This window comes from Ectothiorhodospira shaposhnikovii (genome assembly GCF_016584105.1).
Lineage (GTDB): Bacteria > Pseudomonadota > Gammaproteobacteria > Ectothiorhodospirales > Ectothiorhodospiraceae > Ectothiorhodospira > Ectothiorhodospira shaposhnikovii.
On the sequence record NZ_NRSM01000003.1, the window covers coordinates 119,054 to 133,741 of the forward strand.

15 protein-coding genes are annotated in these 14,688 nt (G+C 63.3%); 3 read left to right on the forward strand and 12 right to left on the reverse strand.

What is annotated here, in order from left to right; genetic code table 11:
* From CKO35_RS02870 to CKO35_RS02890, 5 genes are read right to left on the reverse strand one after another with little or no spacing between them, the layout of a single operon-like run.
* Nucleotides 1-480 (reverse strand): hydrogenase maturation protease, encoded by a 480-nt coding sequence (locus tag CKO35_RS02870; RefSeq protein ID WP_200172412.1) that lies wholly within the window; start codon nucleotides 478-480, stop codon nucleotides 1-3.
* A gap of 24 nt (nucleotides 481-504) precedes the next feature.
* On the reverse strand, nucleotides 505-1,815 hold the full coding sequence (locus tag CKO35_RS02875; protein ID WP_200172414.1) for a Ni/Fe hydrogenase subunit alpha: 1,311 nt from the start codon (nucleotides 1,813-1,815) through the stop codon (nucleotides 505-507).
* The gene (locus CKO35_RS02880; RefSeq protein ID WP_200172417.1) at nucleotides 1,812-2,594 is read right to left on the reverse strand and encodes an NADH-quinone oxidoreductase subunit B family protein; all 783 of its coding nucleotides are present in this window, start codon (nucleotides 2,592-2,594) and stop codon (nucleotides 1,812-1,814) included. Before CKO35_RS02880 ends, CKO35_RS02875 begins: the two co-directional genes overlap by 4 nt.
* A 50-nt stretch (nucleotides 2,595-2,644) precedes the next feature.
* Complete coding sequence (locus tag CKO35_RS02885; RefSeq protein ID WP_200172418.1) at nucleotides 2,645-3,478, reverse strand: FAD/NAD(P)-binding protein; 834 nt, start codon at nucleotides 3,476-3,478, stop codon at nucleotides 2,645-2,647.
* A complete protein-coding gene (locus CKO35_RS02890) occupies nucleotides 3,462-4,688 on the reverse strand; it encodes a 4Fe-4S dicluster domain-containing protein (protein WP_242466980.1) in 1,227 nt (408 codons plus the stop codon). The genes CKO35_RS02885 and CKO35_RS02890 overlap by 17 nt, the downstream gene beginning before the upstream one ends.
* A gap of 65 nt (nucleotides 4,689-4,753) precedes the next feature.
* Here CKO35_RS02890 and CKO35_RS02895 point away from each other — a divergent pair, with 65 nt between their 5' ends.
* Nucleotides 4,754-5,023, forward strand: a complete 270-nt coding sequence (locus CKO35_RS02895; protein ID WP_200172420.1) for an Lrp/AsnC family transcriptional regulator — start codon at nucleotides 4,754-4,756, stop codon at nucleotides 5,021-5,023.
* Between the two features lie 63 nt (nucleotides 5,024-5,086).
* On the opposite strand, the gene CKO35_RS02900 is transcribed toward CKO35_RS02895, so the two are convergent.
* Nucleotides 5,087-5,284, reverse strand: coding sequence for a YjfB family protein (locus tag CKO35_RS02900; RefSeq protein WP_200172422.1), 198 nt, complete (start codon nucleotides 5,282-5,284; stop codon nucleotides 5,087-5,089).
* A gap of 152 nt (nucleotides 5,285-5,436) precedes the next feature.
* Here CKO35_RS02900 and arfB point away from each other — a divergent pair, with 152 nt between their 5' ends.
* On the forward strand, nucleotides 5,437-5,853 hold the full coding sequence (gene arfB, locus CKO35_RS02905) for an alternative ribosome rescue aminoacyl-tRNA hydrolase ArfB (protein ID WP_200172539.1): 417 nt from the start codon (nucleotides 5,437-5,439) through the stop codon (nucleotides 5,851-5,853).
* A gap of 11 nt (nucleotides 5,854-5,864) precedes the next feature.
* Here the strand turns inward: arfB and CKO35_RS02910 are convergent, their stop codons facing one another.
* On the reverse strand, nucleotides 5,865-6,170 hold the full coding sequence (locus CKO35_RS02910; RefSeq protein WP_200172424.1) for a hypothetical protein: 306 nt from the start codon (nucleotides 6,168-6,170) through the stop codon (nucleotides 5,865-5,867).
* A gap of 102 nt (nucleotides 6,171-6,272) precedes the next feature.
* Between CKO35_RS02910 and CKO35_RS02915 the strand changes: the two genes are divergently transcribed.
* Nucleotides 6,273-6,866 (forward strand): NUDIX domain-containing protein, encoded by a 594-nt coding sequence (locus CKO35_RS02915; protein ID WP_200172426.1) that lies wholly within the window; start codon nucleotides 6,273-6,275, stop codon nucleotides 6,864-6,866.
* Nucleotides 6,867-6,971: 105 nt separating this feature from the next.
* On the opposite strand, the gene acs is transcribed toward CKO35_RS02915, so the two are convergent.
* The 5 genes from acs to CKO35_RS02940 form a co-directional block, all read right to left on the reverse strand.
* On the reverse strand, nucleotides 6,972-8,915 hold the full coding sequence (acs, locus tag CKO35_RS02920; RefSeq protein WP_200172428.1) for an acetate--CoA ligase: 1,944 nt from the start codon (nucleotides 8,913-8,915) through the stop codon (nucleotides 6,972-6,974).
* A gap of 205 nt (nucleotides 8,916-9,120) precedes the next feature.
* Complete coding sequence (locus tag CKO35_RS02925) at nucleotides 9,121-10,161, reverse strand: DUF294 nucleotidyltransferase-like domain-containing protein (RefSeq protein ID WP_200172430.1); 1,041 nt, start codon at nucleotides 10,159-10,161, stop codon at nucleotides 9,121-9,123.
* Nucleotides 10,162-10,356: 195 nt separating this feature from the next.
* The gene (locus CKO35_RS02930) at nucleotides 10,357-12,123 is read right to left on the reverse strand and encodes a sodium:solute symporter family protein (RefSeq protein ID WP_200172432.1); all 1,767 of its coding nucleotides are present in this window, start codon (nucleotides 12,121-12,123) and stop codon (nucleotides 10,357-10,359) included.
* 21 nt (nucleotides 12,124-12,144) lie between these two features.
* A complete protein-coding gene (locus tag CKO35_RS02935; protein WP_420870735.1) occupies nucleotides 12,145-12,399 on the reverse strand; it encodes a DUF4212 domain-containing protein in 255 nt (84 codons plus the stop codon).
* A 265-nt stretch (nucleotides 12,400-12,664) separates the two neighbouring features.
* A complete protein-coding gene (locus CKO35_RS02940; RefSeq protein WP_200172442.1) occupies nucleotides 12,665-14,593 on the reverse strand; it encodes a putative nucleotidyltransferase substrate binding domain-containing protein in 1,929 nt (642 codons plus the stop codon).
* Nucleotides 14,594-14,688: the final 95 nt, after the last annotated feature.

Consider the following 14,688-nt stretch of genomic DNA (forward strand, 5'->3'; position numbering starts at 1 on the left):
TCACCCGATTCCGCCGTTACCCGGCCGTGCCGCGGGTAACGGGTCCTGAAGACCGGTGATTTCCCGCACGATCATCGACACCGTCGCAAGGGCCCGGCCCCTTGGCGCCTTGCCAAGGGGGGCGGCTAGGCCTGCCTGGATGCCGATGATGTGCACGGCGTTCGGCAGCACCCCCAGTACCCTGGCCAGGGCCAGGGATTCGGCGACACCCAGGGCGTGGCTTGAAACCGCGCCGACGCCCGCCATCAACTCATCTGCCGAAAGCCGCCTGACCGTTCCGGCCGGCAGACCGGCTTCCATGGCATCCAGCAGGATGACGGCCGTTTCCCCGGAAATGGCCTGGATCAGCCCCGTTCCGGGACGATCAAGACAGTCAATCCGAAGATGATCCGCGATGCCGGGGAGCCGCGCCAGATACCTGGCCGCCTCCCAGCCCAGGGCGTCATCCCCGTGGGGAGAACCGATCCCGATCACCCGCATGGCGCCGTAACCGGGAGAATGCTGTCATGCACGGGTCACCCTCACCTTGAGAAAATGGGTGGCGCAGGAGATGCACGGGTCATAGTTGCGGATCACCATTTCTCCCCTCAGTTTCAGGGATTCATCATTCTGATCAAGACCGAAGTGTTCCAGGGAGTGGCGCAAATCCGCCTCCATGCGCCCCTGGTTCTGGGCCGTGGGCGGCACGATGCGGGCTGATATCACCCGTCCGGCCGCATCCAGTCGATAGCGATGCCAGAGCAGGCCCCGGGGGGCTTCCGTGCACCCGATGCCTTCGCTTTCCCGGGGCGTGACCTCTGACCAGGGGGAATCCGGCGGGGCATGATCCGCCAGCAGGCGATCCGCTTCCACCAGTGCCTCCAGCAACTCCACTGCCCGGGCGATCAGGGAGTGGAACATGTTGCGGCTGGGCAGGGTCAGGCCGGTGGCTGACAGGGCCTCCCGGCTTCGTGGTGAAAGTCGGTCATGGTTGAGGTTCAGGCGAGCCAGCGGCCCCACCAGATAAGGTTGGCCGTGAAGCCGGGAATACAGGGCCGTGGAGTGAGGCTGGTGATATTCTTCGAAATGGGCCTCGTAATCCTCCGGGGAGATATCCAGTCCCCGGTCCGAGACGATCCGACCTCCATTCATGGGGTATTCCTCTTCATGCCGGAGGGAGACGCTGACAAATGTCTGCTCATCTGCCGGTAAGGGCAGGGCGGCGGTGAAGGTCACCAGGTCTTCGGCATCCTTCAGGGCCGCCTGGATCCGCGAGCGCAGGGCCTGGATGTCTGCCTGGGCAGGAGCACGGTGGAAGCCGCCTACCCGGACCCCCACCGGATGCACGGAACGACCGCCGAACATCCGGATCAGATCATTCCCCAACTGCTGCAGGCCCAGTCCACGGCGCACGGTGTCGGGATGTTCGGCGGCCATGGCAATGGCATTGTCAAATCCCAGGAAATCCGGCAATGCCAGCAGGTGGATGTGCAGGGCATGGCTCTGCAGCCATTCACCACAGTAAAGCAGGCGCCGACCGTCCCGAACCCAGCGGGAGGGCTGCACGGCAAAGGCCTGTTCCACGGCCTGGACCGCGCTCATCTGGTAAGCCACCGGGCAGATGCCGCAGATGCGGGCCACGATGTCGGGAATTTCTTCCCAACCGCGTCCTTCCAGGAATTTTTCGAAATACCTGGGCGGTTCGAAGATCCTCAGGCACAGATGCTGGATATGTCCGTCGCGGGCATGGATCTCCAGGGCGCCTTCACCCTCCACCCGGGCCAGTACCGGAACCTGGATGCGGATGTTCCGCCGCCTGTCCGACGGTTCGCTCATGGCCGATCCTCCCGCCACGCCAGGCCTTCTTCCAGGAAGTCGGGGGCATGGCTGTTGATGAAGTGGAAGCGGCGGTTAATCTCTTCGGGCAGCAGCCCCAGTCCCTGGAAACGTCTTGCCATGGCCGCGGCATTGGGGTTTTCTCCCGGGCCGAAGCAGCCGTAACAGTCCCGGCCGAAGGCTGGACAGAGGGCACCGCAGCCGGTACGGGTCACCGGTCCCAGGCAGGGGATGCCCCGGGTGACGAGGGTGCATGTGATACCCCGGCGTTTGCACTCCTGGCACACCTTTTCGTTATCCACGAAGGGCAGGGCACCGTACAGCAGGCGCCGGATGGCGGCGAAGACCTGGCGGGTACTGACCGGGCAGCCCCACAGTTCCAGATCCACCTTGACGTGTCTGGCAATGGCGGTGGCCGTATCCAGGCTCTCGATGAATTCGGGGCGGGCATAGACCGCGTGGCTCCAGTCTTCCACGCCGCGGGCGTTGAAATTGCGCAGGGCTTGCAGGCCACCGGCGGTGGCACAGGCCCCCAGACTGATGAGATACCGGGTGGTTTCCCTCAGCCGGCGGATGCGCAAGGCCTCATCCTGGGTGGAGATACTGCCTTCCACAAAGGCGATGTCCACCGGCGCATCCGGGTCGACGGGGCCGGCTTCGGCGAAATGGACGATGTCCACCAGAGTCGCCAGTTCCAGCAAGGCCTCGCCGGCATTGATGAAGGCCAGTTGGCAGCCGTCGCAGGAACTGAACTTATGGACTGATATCCTGGGTTTCACCTCTGACGCTCCTTACGGTAGCCGGTCGGACCGGTGTGTCCGTGCAGGGCTTAAAAACCTTCCCGGTCAATCCAGTCCGCGATATCCGGATAGCGAAATACCGGTCCGTCCTGGCAAATGAAATGGGGGCCTACCTGGCAGTGACCGCAATGGCCGATTCCGCACTGCATGTTGCGCTCGATGCTCAGCCAGATCCTGAACGGGTCCATGCCCCGGTCTGTCAGCAGGGGGATGACGGCCTTCATCATCCGTTCCGGGCCGCAGAGCATGGCGATGCCGTCGGCGGGGATGCGGGCCTGATCCAGCAGGGTCGTCACATTGCCCATGGCATGGGGCCATTGCATTCCACCCTGGTCCGAGGCCAGCAGGACCTGCACATCGGGCAGGGCGGCCCAGGTCTGGTACTGGCGGCGCCAGATGAGATCCTCGGCGTGTTTGACTCCCTGCAGGAGGGTGATGAAGCCGAACGTTTCCCGGTGCCGCAGCATGTGGCGGACCATGGATATCACCGGGGCGCAGCCCAGGCCACCGGTGACCACGATCACATCGCTGCCTCGCGCCGCATCCAGGGGCCAGCCCCGCCCATAGGGGCCGCGCAGGCCCAGGGTATCGCCCACCCGCAGGCGTTCCAGTCCGTGGGTGACGCGGCCCACGGCCCTGATGGTGTGTTCCAGGGGGCCGCCGTCATCCGGGTCCGAGACGATGGAGATGGGGACTTCTCCCACGCCGAACAGGTACAGCATGTTGTACTGGCCTGGTACGGAGCGGTAGCCGGCTCGCTCGGTGGCGTCCAGCAGAGCCAGGCGCAGGCTGAAAATGTCGCGGGTTTCCTGCACACGGCCGACCACCCGCGCGGCCAGGGGCAGATCAGGATGGCTGCGCATGGATCTCCTCCGCCAGCAGGGCCGCCACTTCGGCGGTGATGTCGATACCCACCGGACACCAGGTGATGCAGCGGCCGCATCCCACGCAGCCGCTGCGCCCGTATTGCTCGTGCCACCCGGCCAGTTTGTGGGTCAGCCACTGGCGGTATCGCAGGCGGGTATCGGAACGGACCAGGAAATGCCCCATGTAACTGTGCTCGGCATTGAAGCAGGAACTCCACTGGCGCAGGTGTTCCGTGCGGTGGCCGCTCAGGGCCGGTTCGTCCAGTTCCATATGGCAGAAGCAGGTGGGGCAGACAGCCGTGCAGTTACCGCAGGAGAGGCAGCGTTCTCCCACGCGGCTCCAGTGGCGGGCTTCCAGGCGATCATGGATCGGTTGTTTGAGGTGCCGGCCCGGCAGGTGTCGCATCTGGGCCGCGGTGGCCCGTGCCGACGCCCGTTCCGCCCACTGTACCTGCGCCGCCGTGGCCGGCGGCAGTGCCATGTCCTTCAGTAACCGTCGGCCACCGCGGCTGCCGGCGCTTATCAGATAGCCCTCGTCCAGTTCCGCCAGCACCAGATCGTGGCCCCGGGTCACGGTCGGGCCATCGCCGGTGGAGGCACAGAAACAGGTGGATGCCGGGTGGGAGCAATGCACCGCAATGAGAAACAGGCTGCGCCGGCGCCGCCCGAAAAAGGGGTCCGGGAAACGGCCATGGGTGAAGTGTTTTTCCTGCAGTGCCAGGGCGGCCAGATCACAGGCTCTGATGCCCAGGACAGCGGTGGGTTCCGGGGTGTCTTCGGCATGCTCGAAGACGGGGGCTGCCGTCTCGTGATGGCGTTCGGCGCGCCATAGCAGTTCCCGGCCGGCAAAGGTGAGCGGTTTGAGGGCCTGTGGCCCGTTCGCCCAGGCAAAGCAGAGGGGGTCCGCATGTCTGTGCAGCCGGTAAGTCCCGGGGGTCTGCATGTCCCGGATACCGGCGGGCAGTTGGGACCATTGGTGGATCGGGCTGAAAACCAGACTGCCATCCCGGGCCACCGGGCCCAGGATGCGGGGAAAGCCTGAAACCCGGAGCCGTTCCAGTAGCTGATCCGCATCGGTCCGGGGCAGGAATCGCGTCTCGGAGTCCATGTCAGGAGCGTAGCAGGCGGGAGCGGAACTGTTGCCGTAATACTTGATCTGGATCGGATTGGGGATGACTGGGGCGGGGCCGGTGCCGTCACGGGGCATGGACCTGATGGACGGTTCGAGTTAGTTTAGCGCTGGATCACACAGTACATCAGGAGTCCCCCAGCATGGTCACAGCCATCATTCTCATGAATGTGGAACGGAGCAGGATCAACGCCATTGCAGATCATCTGGCGGCTATGAAGGAGATATCAGAAGTGTTTTCAGTGAGCGGTAACTACGATCTGATTGCCATCGTCCGTGTGCCGCGCAATGATGATCTGGCCGAACTGGTCACGAACCACCTGCTGACCATCCAGGGATTGGAGAAGACCAACACCCTGCTGGCCTTCAAGGCCTATTCCAGACACGATCTGGAGGCGATGTTCTCGGTATGACTCAGCCTGTTTCCGCAACCGTTCCGTCGTGCCGGAGCGGTTGCGGCCAGACCGGCAGGTGGGTCAGGCGGTGGTGTTGACGATGGTGCCCACGTTCGGAGGCAGGGCGACATTGCTCACATCCGGCAGGGCCTCCACCAGGGCCAGGGCACTCTGGGCCTGGGTATCGATGGCCTTTTTGAGTACCGCCGTGCCAACATCCTGGGCAAGCTGCTGCTGGGACAGTTGGGTGGACAGGGCGGCGATTGCGTTGACGTCCATAATGAACACCTTTGGGTTTTCGTGAGTGTCCGAGGTGCCTGCAAGGCCCCTCAGTCAGCAGATCGGCGGATCTGCCGCAGACTTGAGGGCTCGATCGGAAAAAATCCTCATCATTTGGCGGGAGGGCGTCGGCAAACCGCCCCGGGAAAGGCATCGTGCTGAAAATCTCCAATAGCGTGACACTGGCTGAATGGGAAATCGAACTGACCCAGATCCGGGCCCAGGGGGCCGGAGGGCAGAACGTGAACAAGGTGTCTTCCGCGGTGCACCTTCGTTTTGACATTCCCAGGTCCAGCCTGCCAAGGGTATTCAAGGACCGGCTGCTGCAACGGGCCGATCAGCGGATCAGCAAGGAGGGCGTGGTGATCATCAAGGCGCAGCGCTTTCGCACCCTGGAGCAGAACCGGGAGGACGCGCTCGCCCGGCTGAAGGATCTGATCCTGGATGCCATGAAGCCGGTCAAGACCCGCAAGGCCACCCGGCCCACCCTGGCTTCCCGCAGGCGGCGTCTGGAGAGCAAGATCCAGCGGGGCAGGATCAAGGCCCTGCGGGGCAAGGTGGAGTCCTAGCGGCTGATCGGTCAGGGCAACCGGTGCTGTTCCAGCAGGGCCTCGCGGATCTGTCGCGACAGGGGTTCGCCCGCCATGGTCATGATCACGGGATGAATGTCGGTGGCCTCGTCATTGAGTACCGGCAGGGTGAAGGTCTGCAGTACCCGCCGGTGGGGTTCGCCATGCTGGTCCGGCTGGATCACATGTTCGCCATCCATCTGGCCCACCACCACCCGGGGGCCGGCCTCCAGGATCTCGATCACCTCGCAGTGAATGCCGTCCACCGTGGCCTCGCGGCCGATCAGGGATTCCAGTAGTTTGAGCAGGTCTTTCATGGCTCTCAGTATACTCGATGTCTGGGGCTTGCCCGAGGGGTAGCCCGGCGTCATGGTGTGACGGGCGTGCCGATATCCTTGCCGTTTATAGGTAATCATTGCATGAAATGGGAAATACTCAAGCTCGAAGACCTGTACCGGGGGTTCTTCCACCTGCGGCGGTTGCGTCTGTCCCATGGCCGGTTTGAAGGCGGAGAGCCCATGGTCATTGATCGGGAACTCCTGGACCGTGGTCATGCGGCCGGCGTGTTGCCCTATGACCCGGTGCGCGATGAAGTGCTGCTGGTGGAGCAGTTCCGGGTGGGTGCGATCGAGTCACCCCATGGCCCCTGGCTGCTGGAGATCATTGCCGGTCTGATCGATGCGGGGGAACGGGCGCAGTCCGTGGCGTGCCGGGAGGCCCGGGAAGAAGCCGGTTGCCATCTGGATGAGCTGGTGCATATCCATGACTACTATTCCACGCCGGGCAGTTCCTCGGAGCGGATTTCCCTGTTCGTGGCGCGCGCGGATCTGGGTAACGCGGGTGGGATTCACGGTCTGGCACACGAAGGCGAAGAGATCCGGGTACATGTGCTGGCCGCAGCGGAGGCGTTTGACCGGCTGGACCGGATGCAGGTGGATACGGCGATGACCATCATTGCCCTGCAGTGGTTGCGCTTGAATCGGGATGCCCTCAGGGAGCGCTGGGGCGGATAAGGCGTTCCCAGGTCCACCATGAGAAGCGTCGACGGGGCATGAGCGGGCGTGGAAATGGCAGCGGGGGCATGATGCCCCCGCTGCCATTTTGTTGCCTGACCAGGATTACTTGTTCAGGCGGCTGTCGATCAGCACGTTCACCACTTCCGGGTCGGCCAGGGTGGAGGTGTCACCCAGGTTCTCCAGTTCGTTGGCGGCGATCTTGCGCAGGATGCGGCGCATGATCTTGCCCGAACGGGTCTTGGGCAGGCCGGGGGCGAACTGGATCAGGTTGATCTTGGCGATCGGACCGATCTCGTTGCGCACCAGTTTCACCAGTTCATCGGCCAGCTCCTTGCTGCCTTCCTCGCCCGCCATGAGAGTGACATAGGCATAGATGCCCTGACCGGTGATGTCGTGGGGGTAGCCCACCACCGCGGCCTCGGCCACCTTGGGGTGCAGCACCAGGGCGGATTCGATCTCGGCGGTGCCCAGACGGTGTCCGGAAACATTGAGCACATCGTCCACGCGACCGGTGATCCAGTAATAACCGTCCTCGTCACGACGGGCGCCGTCACCGGTGAAGTAGAGACCTGGGTACATCTTGAAGTAGGTCTCGACGAAGCGCTTGTGATCACCCCACAGGCTGCGCATCATGCTCGGCCAGGGGTTTCTGATGCACAGGTTGCCTTCCGCCGGGGTCTCGGTGATTTCGTTGCCCTGGTCGTCCACCAGCAGCGGCTCCACGCCGAAGAAGGGCTTGGTGGCTGAGCCGGGCTTCATGTCCACGGCGCCCGGCAGGTTGACGATCATGTGGGCGCCGGTTTCGGTCTGCCACCAGGTGTCGACGATGGGGCAGCGGCCGTCACCCACGACCCGGTGATACCATTCCCATGCCTCCGGGTTGATGGGTTCACCCACGGTGCCCAGCAGGCGCAGCGTGGAGCGCTTGTGCTTGGTGACGAATTCGTCGCCGGCGCCCATCAGCATACGGATGGCGGTGGGGGCGGTGTAGAAAGTGGCGACGTTGTGCTTGTCGCACACCTGCCAGAAACGGCCATTGTCCGGGTAGTTGGGTACGCCTTCGAACATCAGGCTCTTGGCGCCGTTGGCCAGCGGACCATAGATGATGTAGCTGTGACCGGTGACCCAGCCCACATCGGCGGTGCACCAGTAGACTTCTCCGTCCTTGTAGTCGAACACCAGCTTGTGGGTCATGGCCGCCTGCAGCAGGTAGCCGCCGGTGGTGTGCATGACGCCCTTGGGTTTGCCGGTGGAGCCGGAGGTGTAGAGGATGAACAGCGGATCTTCGGCATCCATCGGCTCGGCGGGGCAGTCGGCGCTGGCGGCGGCCACTTCCTCGTGGTACCACACGTCACGGCCTTCCTTCCATTCCACCGGCTCGCCGCCGCGCTTGACTACCACCATGGTGGTGATGGTGGGGCACTGGGCGGCTGCTTTGTCGGCGTTGCCCTTCAGGGGCACCTTGCGTCCGCCACGCAGGCTCTGGTCGGAGGTGATGATGACCTTGGCCTCGGCGTCCTGGATGCGGTCGCGCAGGGCGTCGGGAGAGAAGCCGCCGAACACGATGGAGTGCACGGCACCGATGCGGGCACAGGCCAGCATGGCCACGGCGGCCTCCGGGATCATGGGCAGGTAGATGGAGACCCGGTCACCCTTGCTCACACCCTTGGACTTGAGCACGTTGGCGAATTTGCAGACCTCAGCGTGCAGTTCCCGGTAGGTGATGGTGCGATCTTCGGACGGGTCGTCGCCTTCCCAGATGATGGCGGCCTGATCGCCCCGGGTGTCCAGGTGACGGTCCAGGCAGTTGTGGGCCACGTTCAGCTTGCCGCCCTTGAACCAGGTGACCCGGGCTTCGCCATTAAAGCTGCCTTCCAGCACGGAATCCCAGGGCTGGAACCAGTCAAGGTAGGTTTTTGCCTGCTCGGCCCAGAAGCCATCGGGATCCTGCACCGACCGGCGGTACATGGACTCGTACTGTTCCAGGTTGACGTGGGCGCTGGCGGCAAAATCTTTCGGTACTTCGTGAATCTTCACTTCCGACATGGGTTCCTCCTCAAAAAGACATTTGAAACGTTGCCAACCACGTTCGGGGTCGGCGGAAATCCTGTTCCCGGGTCTCTATGGACTGTGTTGCCTGTGTCTTGTCGCTGTGCGTTGGGCCTGGATGCCTGGTTCCTGTCATGGCCGAATTTATTCCAGAATAACCCGGGCTTATCATTGCTGCCACATTCCTGTGCAAATCCGCACCTTATTGGAGCAGGAACCCTGCGACCCTGCGTCCCGTCGTACTCTGAATGACTCGCACCACCTTGAATGCCTCCCGTAGCCGTCGCCTGTCTTCCTGGGAAAGGAGGCCGATATCAAGCCTGTTGTCCGCTTTCCGGCCCTGTTCCAGGCAACGTACCTGATGCCGGGCGCGCATCAAGGTCATGCAATCCCAGGCCGCCGTCAGATCACGTCCGCCGGATTCGCTCAGCCGACCGCTGGAGACGGCCGCCTGGATGCGATCCCGGGTACCCAGCACCATCACTCCGTCTGCCAGGGCCAGCAGACGGGCCAGACCGACGATGGGCAGGATGCCGACCTGCTTGATGTTCATTACCGGCGGCCGCCGGGTAAACCGCCACAGACGGCCGCCGGGCAGCCATTGGGGCGGTCGGTCATGCAGGGCCTCCACGGCCAGCGCCGCCATGAATCCGGCGCTATGCCGGGTCAGGGTCAGAACACGGCGGCGCAGGCGTTCCAGCAGTGCGTCTTCACCGTGAATGCAGCGCAGATCCAGGAAGTTCTGTGCCAGCATCACGGATTTTCGTTCCGGTTGTTCGATCCATCCCTTGAAATTCCGCTCCCACTGGTCCAGTGGCTGACGCCATTCCGGGTTGCGGGCCATCACCTCACCCGAGCAGAGGACGAACCCGCAGGCATCCAGCCCCGTGGTGACCTGTTCCGCCAACTGTTCGAAATACCCGAAGACCTCCCTGTCTGCAGTCCCGGACAGGATCAGGGCGTTGTCCTGATCCGTATGTACGGTCTGCTCCCTTCGTCCCTGTGATCCGCTGGCCACCCAGGCATAGGCCATGGGGGGCTTGCCCAGGGAGTCCTCCGCCAGCCGGATGAAACGCTGCGTGAAGGCATCCGCCAGGTCCGAGATGGCATGGCCCAGCGCGTTGGCATCCGTGCCGTCGCGGATCAGCCGGATCTGCAGTGCCGGGAGCCGGCTGCCCAGTTGCTCAAGGTCGCTTCGTCCATCAGCCTCGTTCACCTGGCTGATCAGCGTTTTGACATCCATCCGTTTCGTCTTCCGGGCCGGTACGGGAAAGCCCCATATCATGCCCATCCAACGTCATTCTGGCCATCGGCACGGCCAGGCCCCTGACAAGCAGTCTGTGCTGGTATCACGCGTTTCCGAATGGCGCCAGCACAGACATCTTGACCCGGTGGTGTAAGAGGGGACCCGCTTGTGCGGGTCCCCGGTTGGTGAAAATCAGGCGGTGTCGGCGCGCGGTACGCGCACGCTTTCCACCAGGGCCTGGATTTCCTTCGGCGGCGGTGCCGTCAGCTTGCAGACGATCATTGCCACAGCCACGTTCAGAACCGCACCGATGGTGCCGAAGCCCTGGGGCGAAATGCCCATGATCCAGCCGCTGGCGTTGTCAGGCAGCATGGCCGTGCCCGGAATGAAGAACCAGCCCTTGTACATGAAGATGTAGATCAGGGTGGTGAACAGACCGGTGAGCATGCCGGCGATGGCGCCTTCCTTGTTCATCCGCTTGTAGAAGATGCCCATCATGAGCACGGGGAACAGGGAGGATGCCGCCAGACCGAAGGCCAGTGCCACCACCTCGGCCGCAAAGCCCGGTGGATTGAGCCCCAGGTAACCGGCCAGGAGGATGGCTGCCGCCATGGAGATGCGTCCCGCCATGAGCTCGTTCTTTTCCGAGATCTTGGGCATGAACACCCCCTTGAGCAGGTCGTGGGAGATGGCCGAGGAGATGGCCAGCAACAGACCCGCCGCAGTGGACAGGGCCGCCGCGATACCCCCGGCCGCCACCAGCGCGATCACCCAGTTGGGCAGGCTGGCGATTTCCGGGTTGGCAAGCACCATGATGTCGCGGTCCAGACGCACCAGTTCATTGCCCTGCAGGTCGTCCTGGCCTGCAAAGGCAGGTGGGTTGTTCTGGTTGTAGTACTGGATGCGGCCGTCATTGTTCTTGTCTTCGAACACCAGCAGGCCGGTGTTTTCCCAGGTACGCATCCAGTCCGGACGCTCGTCGTAGACCATGGCTTCGCTGGTGTTGCCCACACCGCCGGGGTAGAGGGTGTTCACCAGGTTGTACATGGCCATGGCACCCACGGCCGGAGCGGTGGTGTAGAGCAGGGCGATGAAGATCAGGGCCCAGCCGGCGGACTTGCGGGCGTCGCGCACGCGGGGGACGGTGAAGAAACGGATGATGACGTGGGGCAGACCGGCGGTACCGATCATCAGCGCCATGGTCAGCAGGAACATGTTGAGGGTACTGAAGCTGGCGTTGGTGGTGTACTCGGCAAAGCCCAGATCCACCATCATGCCGTTCAGGGCGTCGAGCAGGTAACGGCTGTCGTCACCGGAGAGGGTGGCGCCCAGGCCGGTCTGGGGCAGGAAGTGGCCGGTGAGCTGGATGGAGATGAACACCGCGGGCACGGTGTAGGCAAAGATCAGCACCACGTACTGGGCGATCTGGGTGTAGGTGATCCCCTTCATGCCGCCGAGCACCGCGTACACGAACACGATGCTCATGCCGGCGACCAGACCCCAGAGGATGTCCACTTCCAGGAAGCGCGAGAAGGCGATACCCACGCCGCGCATCTGCCCGATCACGTAAGTGATGGAGATGATGAGCAGGCAGATCACCGCCACAATGCGAGCGCCGTTGGAGTAGAAGCGATCACCCACGAACTGGGGCACCGTGAACTTGCCGAACTTGCGCAGGTACGGTGCCAGCAGCAGGGCCATCAGCACGTAGCCGCCGGTCCAGCCCATCAGGTAGACCGAGCCGCTGTAGCCCAAAAATGCGATCAGGCCCGCCATGGAGATGAAGGAGGCCGCGGACATCCAGTCGGCCGCCGTGGCCATGCCGTTGGCGATCGGATTGACGCCCTTGCCGGCCACGTAGAATTCCCCGGTGCTGCCTGCCCGGGCCCAGATGGCGATGCCTATATACAGCGCAAAGGTGGCACCGACCACCAGGTAGATCATTACTTTAAGATCCATAGGATTATCCCCCAGTCGTTATCATTCTTCGTGGACGTCGAACTTCTTGTCCAGGCGGTTCATCCACCAGGCGTAGAAGAAGATCAGTACCAGGAAGGTGTAGATGGAGCCCTGCTGGGCCATCCAGAAGCCCAGCGGATAACCACCGATGGACATGGTGTTGAGCGCGTCCACCATGAAGATGGGCAGCAGGTAGCCGGCGATGAACCACACCCCCAGACACCAGCCGAGGATGCTCAGATTGGCTTTCCAGTAAGCGCTTCTCTGATCCTCCAGAGTGCCGGCGGAAGCCAGGGTCTGGCGGATCTGCTCCTTGGTCCTGTCACTGATGCTGGATTCTTCCGCCAGGATCTTTTTGAGAAGATCTCTCATTTTTTCACTCATAACTGACTCCTCCGATCAAATCGGTTTGCCGGGTAATGGTCGGACTGCATTTGTCTTGCCTCCATCTTGAATGCATGAATCAAGGGGCTTGTGTCCCTGTCCTGTTGCGGGTGATGGGCTCTGTATTCCCTTGGGCCCGGGTTCTGCCCTGATGTCCTTACAGCTGATATTCCAGCGCCAGGCGCGACTGCAGCTTGCGGATCTGCCGGAAGGATTCCTTGAGGATCCGCTGCTCCAGTTCGTCCAGACGCTCGGGGTTGATGAAATTGCTCAGGGGCTGGCCGGCCTGGGCCTGCTCATGGTGATTGCGCATGCGCAGCAGCAGGATGTAGTGGTAGGCATTGAGCCAGGCCGCCACGTCTTCCCGCTTCATCACCCCGGCCTCGGCACAGGCCTCGAAACGGCGTGTGGTGTTGCTGTCGGGCATCTCCAGTGCCAGGGCGAAGATGCGGGCCACGTCCACGAAGGGAGTGGTGCCGTTGACCTTGAGATCCAGGCTGCGCGGATGACGGGCGCCGCCTGAACTCACCTTGAAGTCGCCGAACAGCCCCAGCGGGGGGCGCAGGCGCAGGGCGTTTTCCGCCATCTGGCGGCGGAAACGGCTGTTCTGGGAAGTCTTTTCCAGGAACCAGGCCCGCAGTCCGGCGCCCGGTTGCTCGCCGCCGTAGAGCACCCGGAAATCAAAGTAGATATTGGCCTTGAGTAGATGCTCGGGAGTGCCCTGGTCGATCCAGCGGGAGAAACGGGCACGCCATTCCTCCAGGCTCAGGCAGCATTCCGGATTGTTGGCCATGACCCGCCCCCGGCACAGGGGGAAGCCGCAGATCCGCAGGGCTTCGTTGATCTGTTCCGCCAGGGGCAGCAGCCGGGCGCGGATCTGGTCCGGGCTCATGCCGTCCTGGGGCAGGAACAGCATGCCGTTGTCCTGGTCGGTCTTGAGGGTCTGTTCCTGGCGGCCCTCACTGCCGAAGGAGAGCCAGTCGAACTCGGGGATGTCGCCGTCGGCCTCGTGCAGGCAGAGGGTGATGATGCGGCGGGTGAGCTGGTCATTGAGCATGGCGATGATCTGGGTGATCTGATCCACCCGCACGCCCTGGGCAATCATCTGGCCGATCAGCAGGTGCACGTCGGTGCCCAGGCGGGCCAGGGCATTGACGTCCTCGGCCTGGCTCATGGAGCGGCTCAGGTTGGCCAGGCTGACCCGCTGCAGGGAGAACAGGTCGCCCTCGGAGATCACGCCCCGCAGCCGGCCCCGGTCGACAATGCACAGGTGATGGAAGCCGTGGCTGGCCATCAGCATGGCGGCCTCGAAGGCAAAGGCGCTGGAGGGCAGGGTGACCGGATCGGGGGTCATCACCGCGCTGATGGGCTGATCCAGGCCGATCCCGGGCAGGGCCACCCGCTTGAGCAGGTCGTGCAGGGTGAAGACGCCCAGGGGTCTTTGCTCGTCATCGGTGACGATGATGCTGCCGATGCGTTCGTCCTGCATGGCCTGCAGGGCCTGACGAATGGAGGCGTCGGGCCGAAAGGTGACGGGCTCACGCTGGAGGCGTTCACCGACGGTGGTGTTGAGGGAGGTGTCGCCGCCCAGCCCCGAGGCGGTGCTGAACTGCACGTGGCGTTGCACCGTGTCCAGCAGACTGGCCAGACGCCGGGTACAGAAGTCGTGGAATTCGGGGCACATCTTGAGCAGATGGTTGAAGTCGTCCCGGTCCATCTCGAAGCAGAAGGTATCCTCGGCGGCCCGGTAGCGGGTCTTCACCGGCCGGCGGGCCAGCAGGGCACCGATGGGAAAGCATTCCCCCGGGGCCAGCACCCAGGCGGTGCTGACGGGGTTGCCGTTGGGGTCCAGGGATTCCCCCAGCACCCGGCCCTGCTTGACGATGAAGAAACGGTCTGCGGGCCCGGACTTGGGGTTCAGGATCTGCTCGTCACGGGTGTAGAAGACCAGACGCAGGCGCTTGGCGAGGAATTCCAGATGGACCGGGTCCATCCGGGTAAAGGGCTCGTGGCGGCCCAGGAATTCCATCACGGGGATGAGGACACCCCGCTGCCGGTCTGCGCTGTTGCCTGGATCTGTCTGCATGGTGTCCATGGATGGCCGTGGTCTTGCCGGACATCAATGCAGAAGGTGTGCCAGGTATTTGTTCCCTTTGGAAACAACAGGTTGCAATGGGTGTG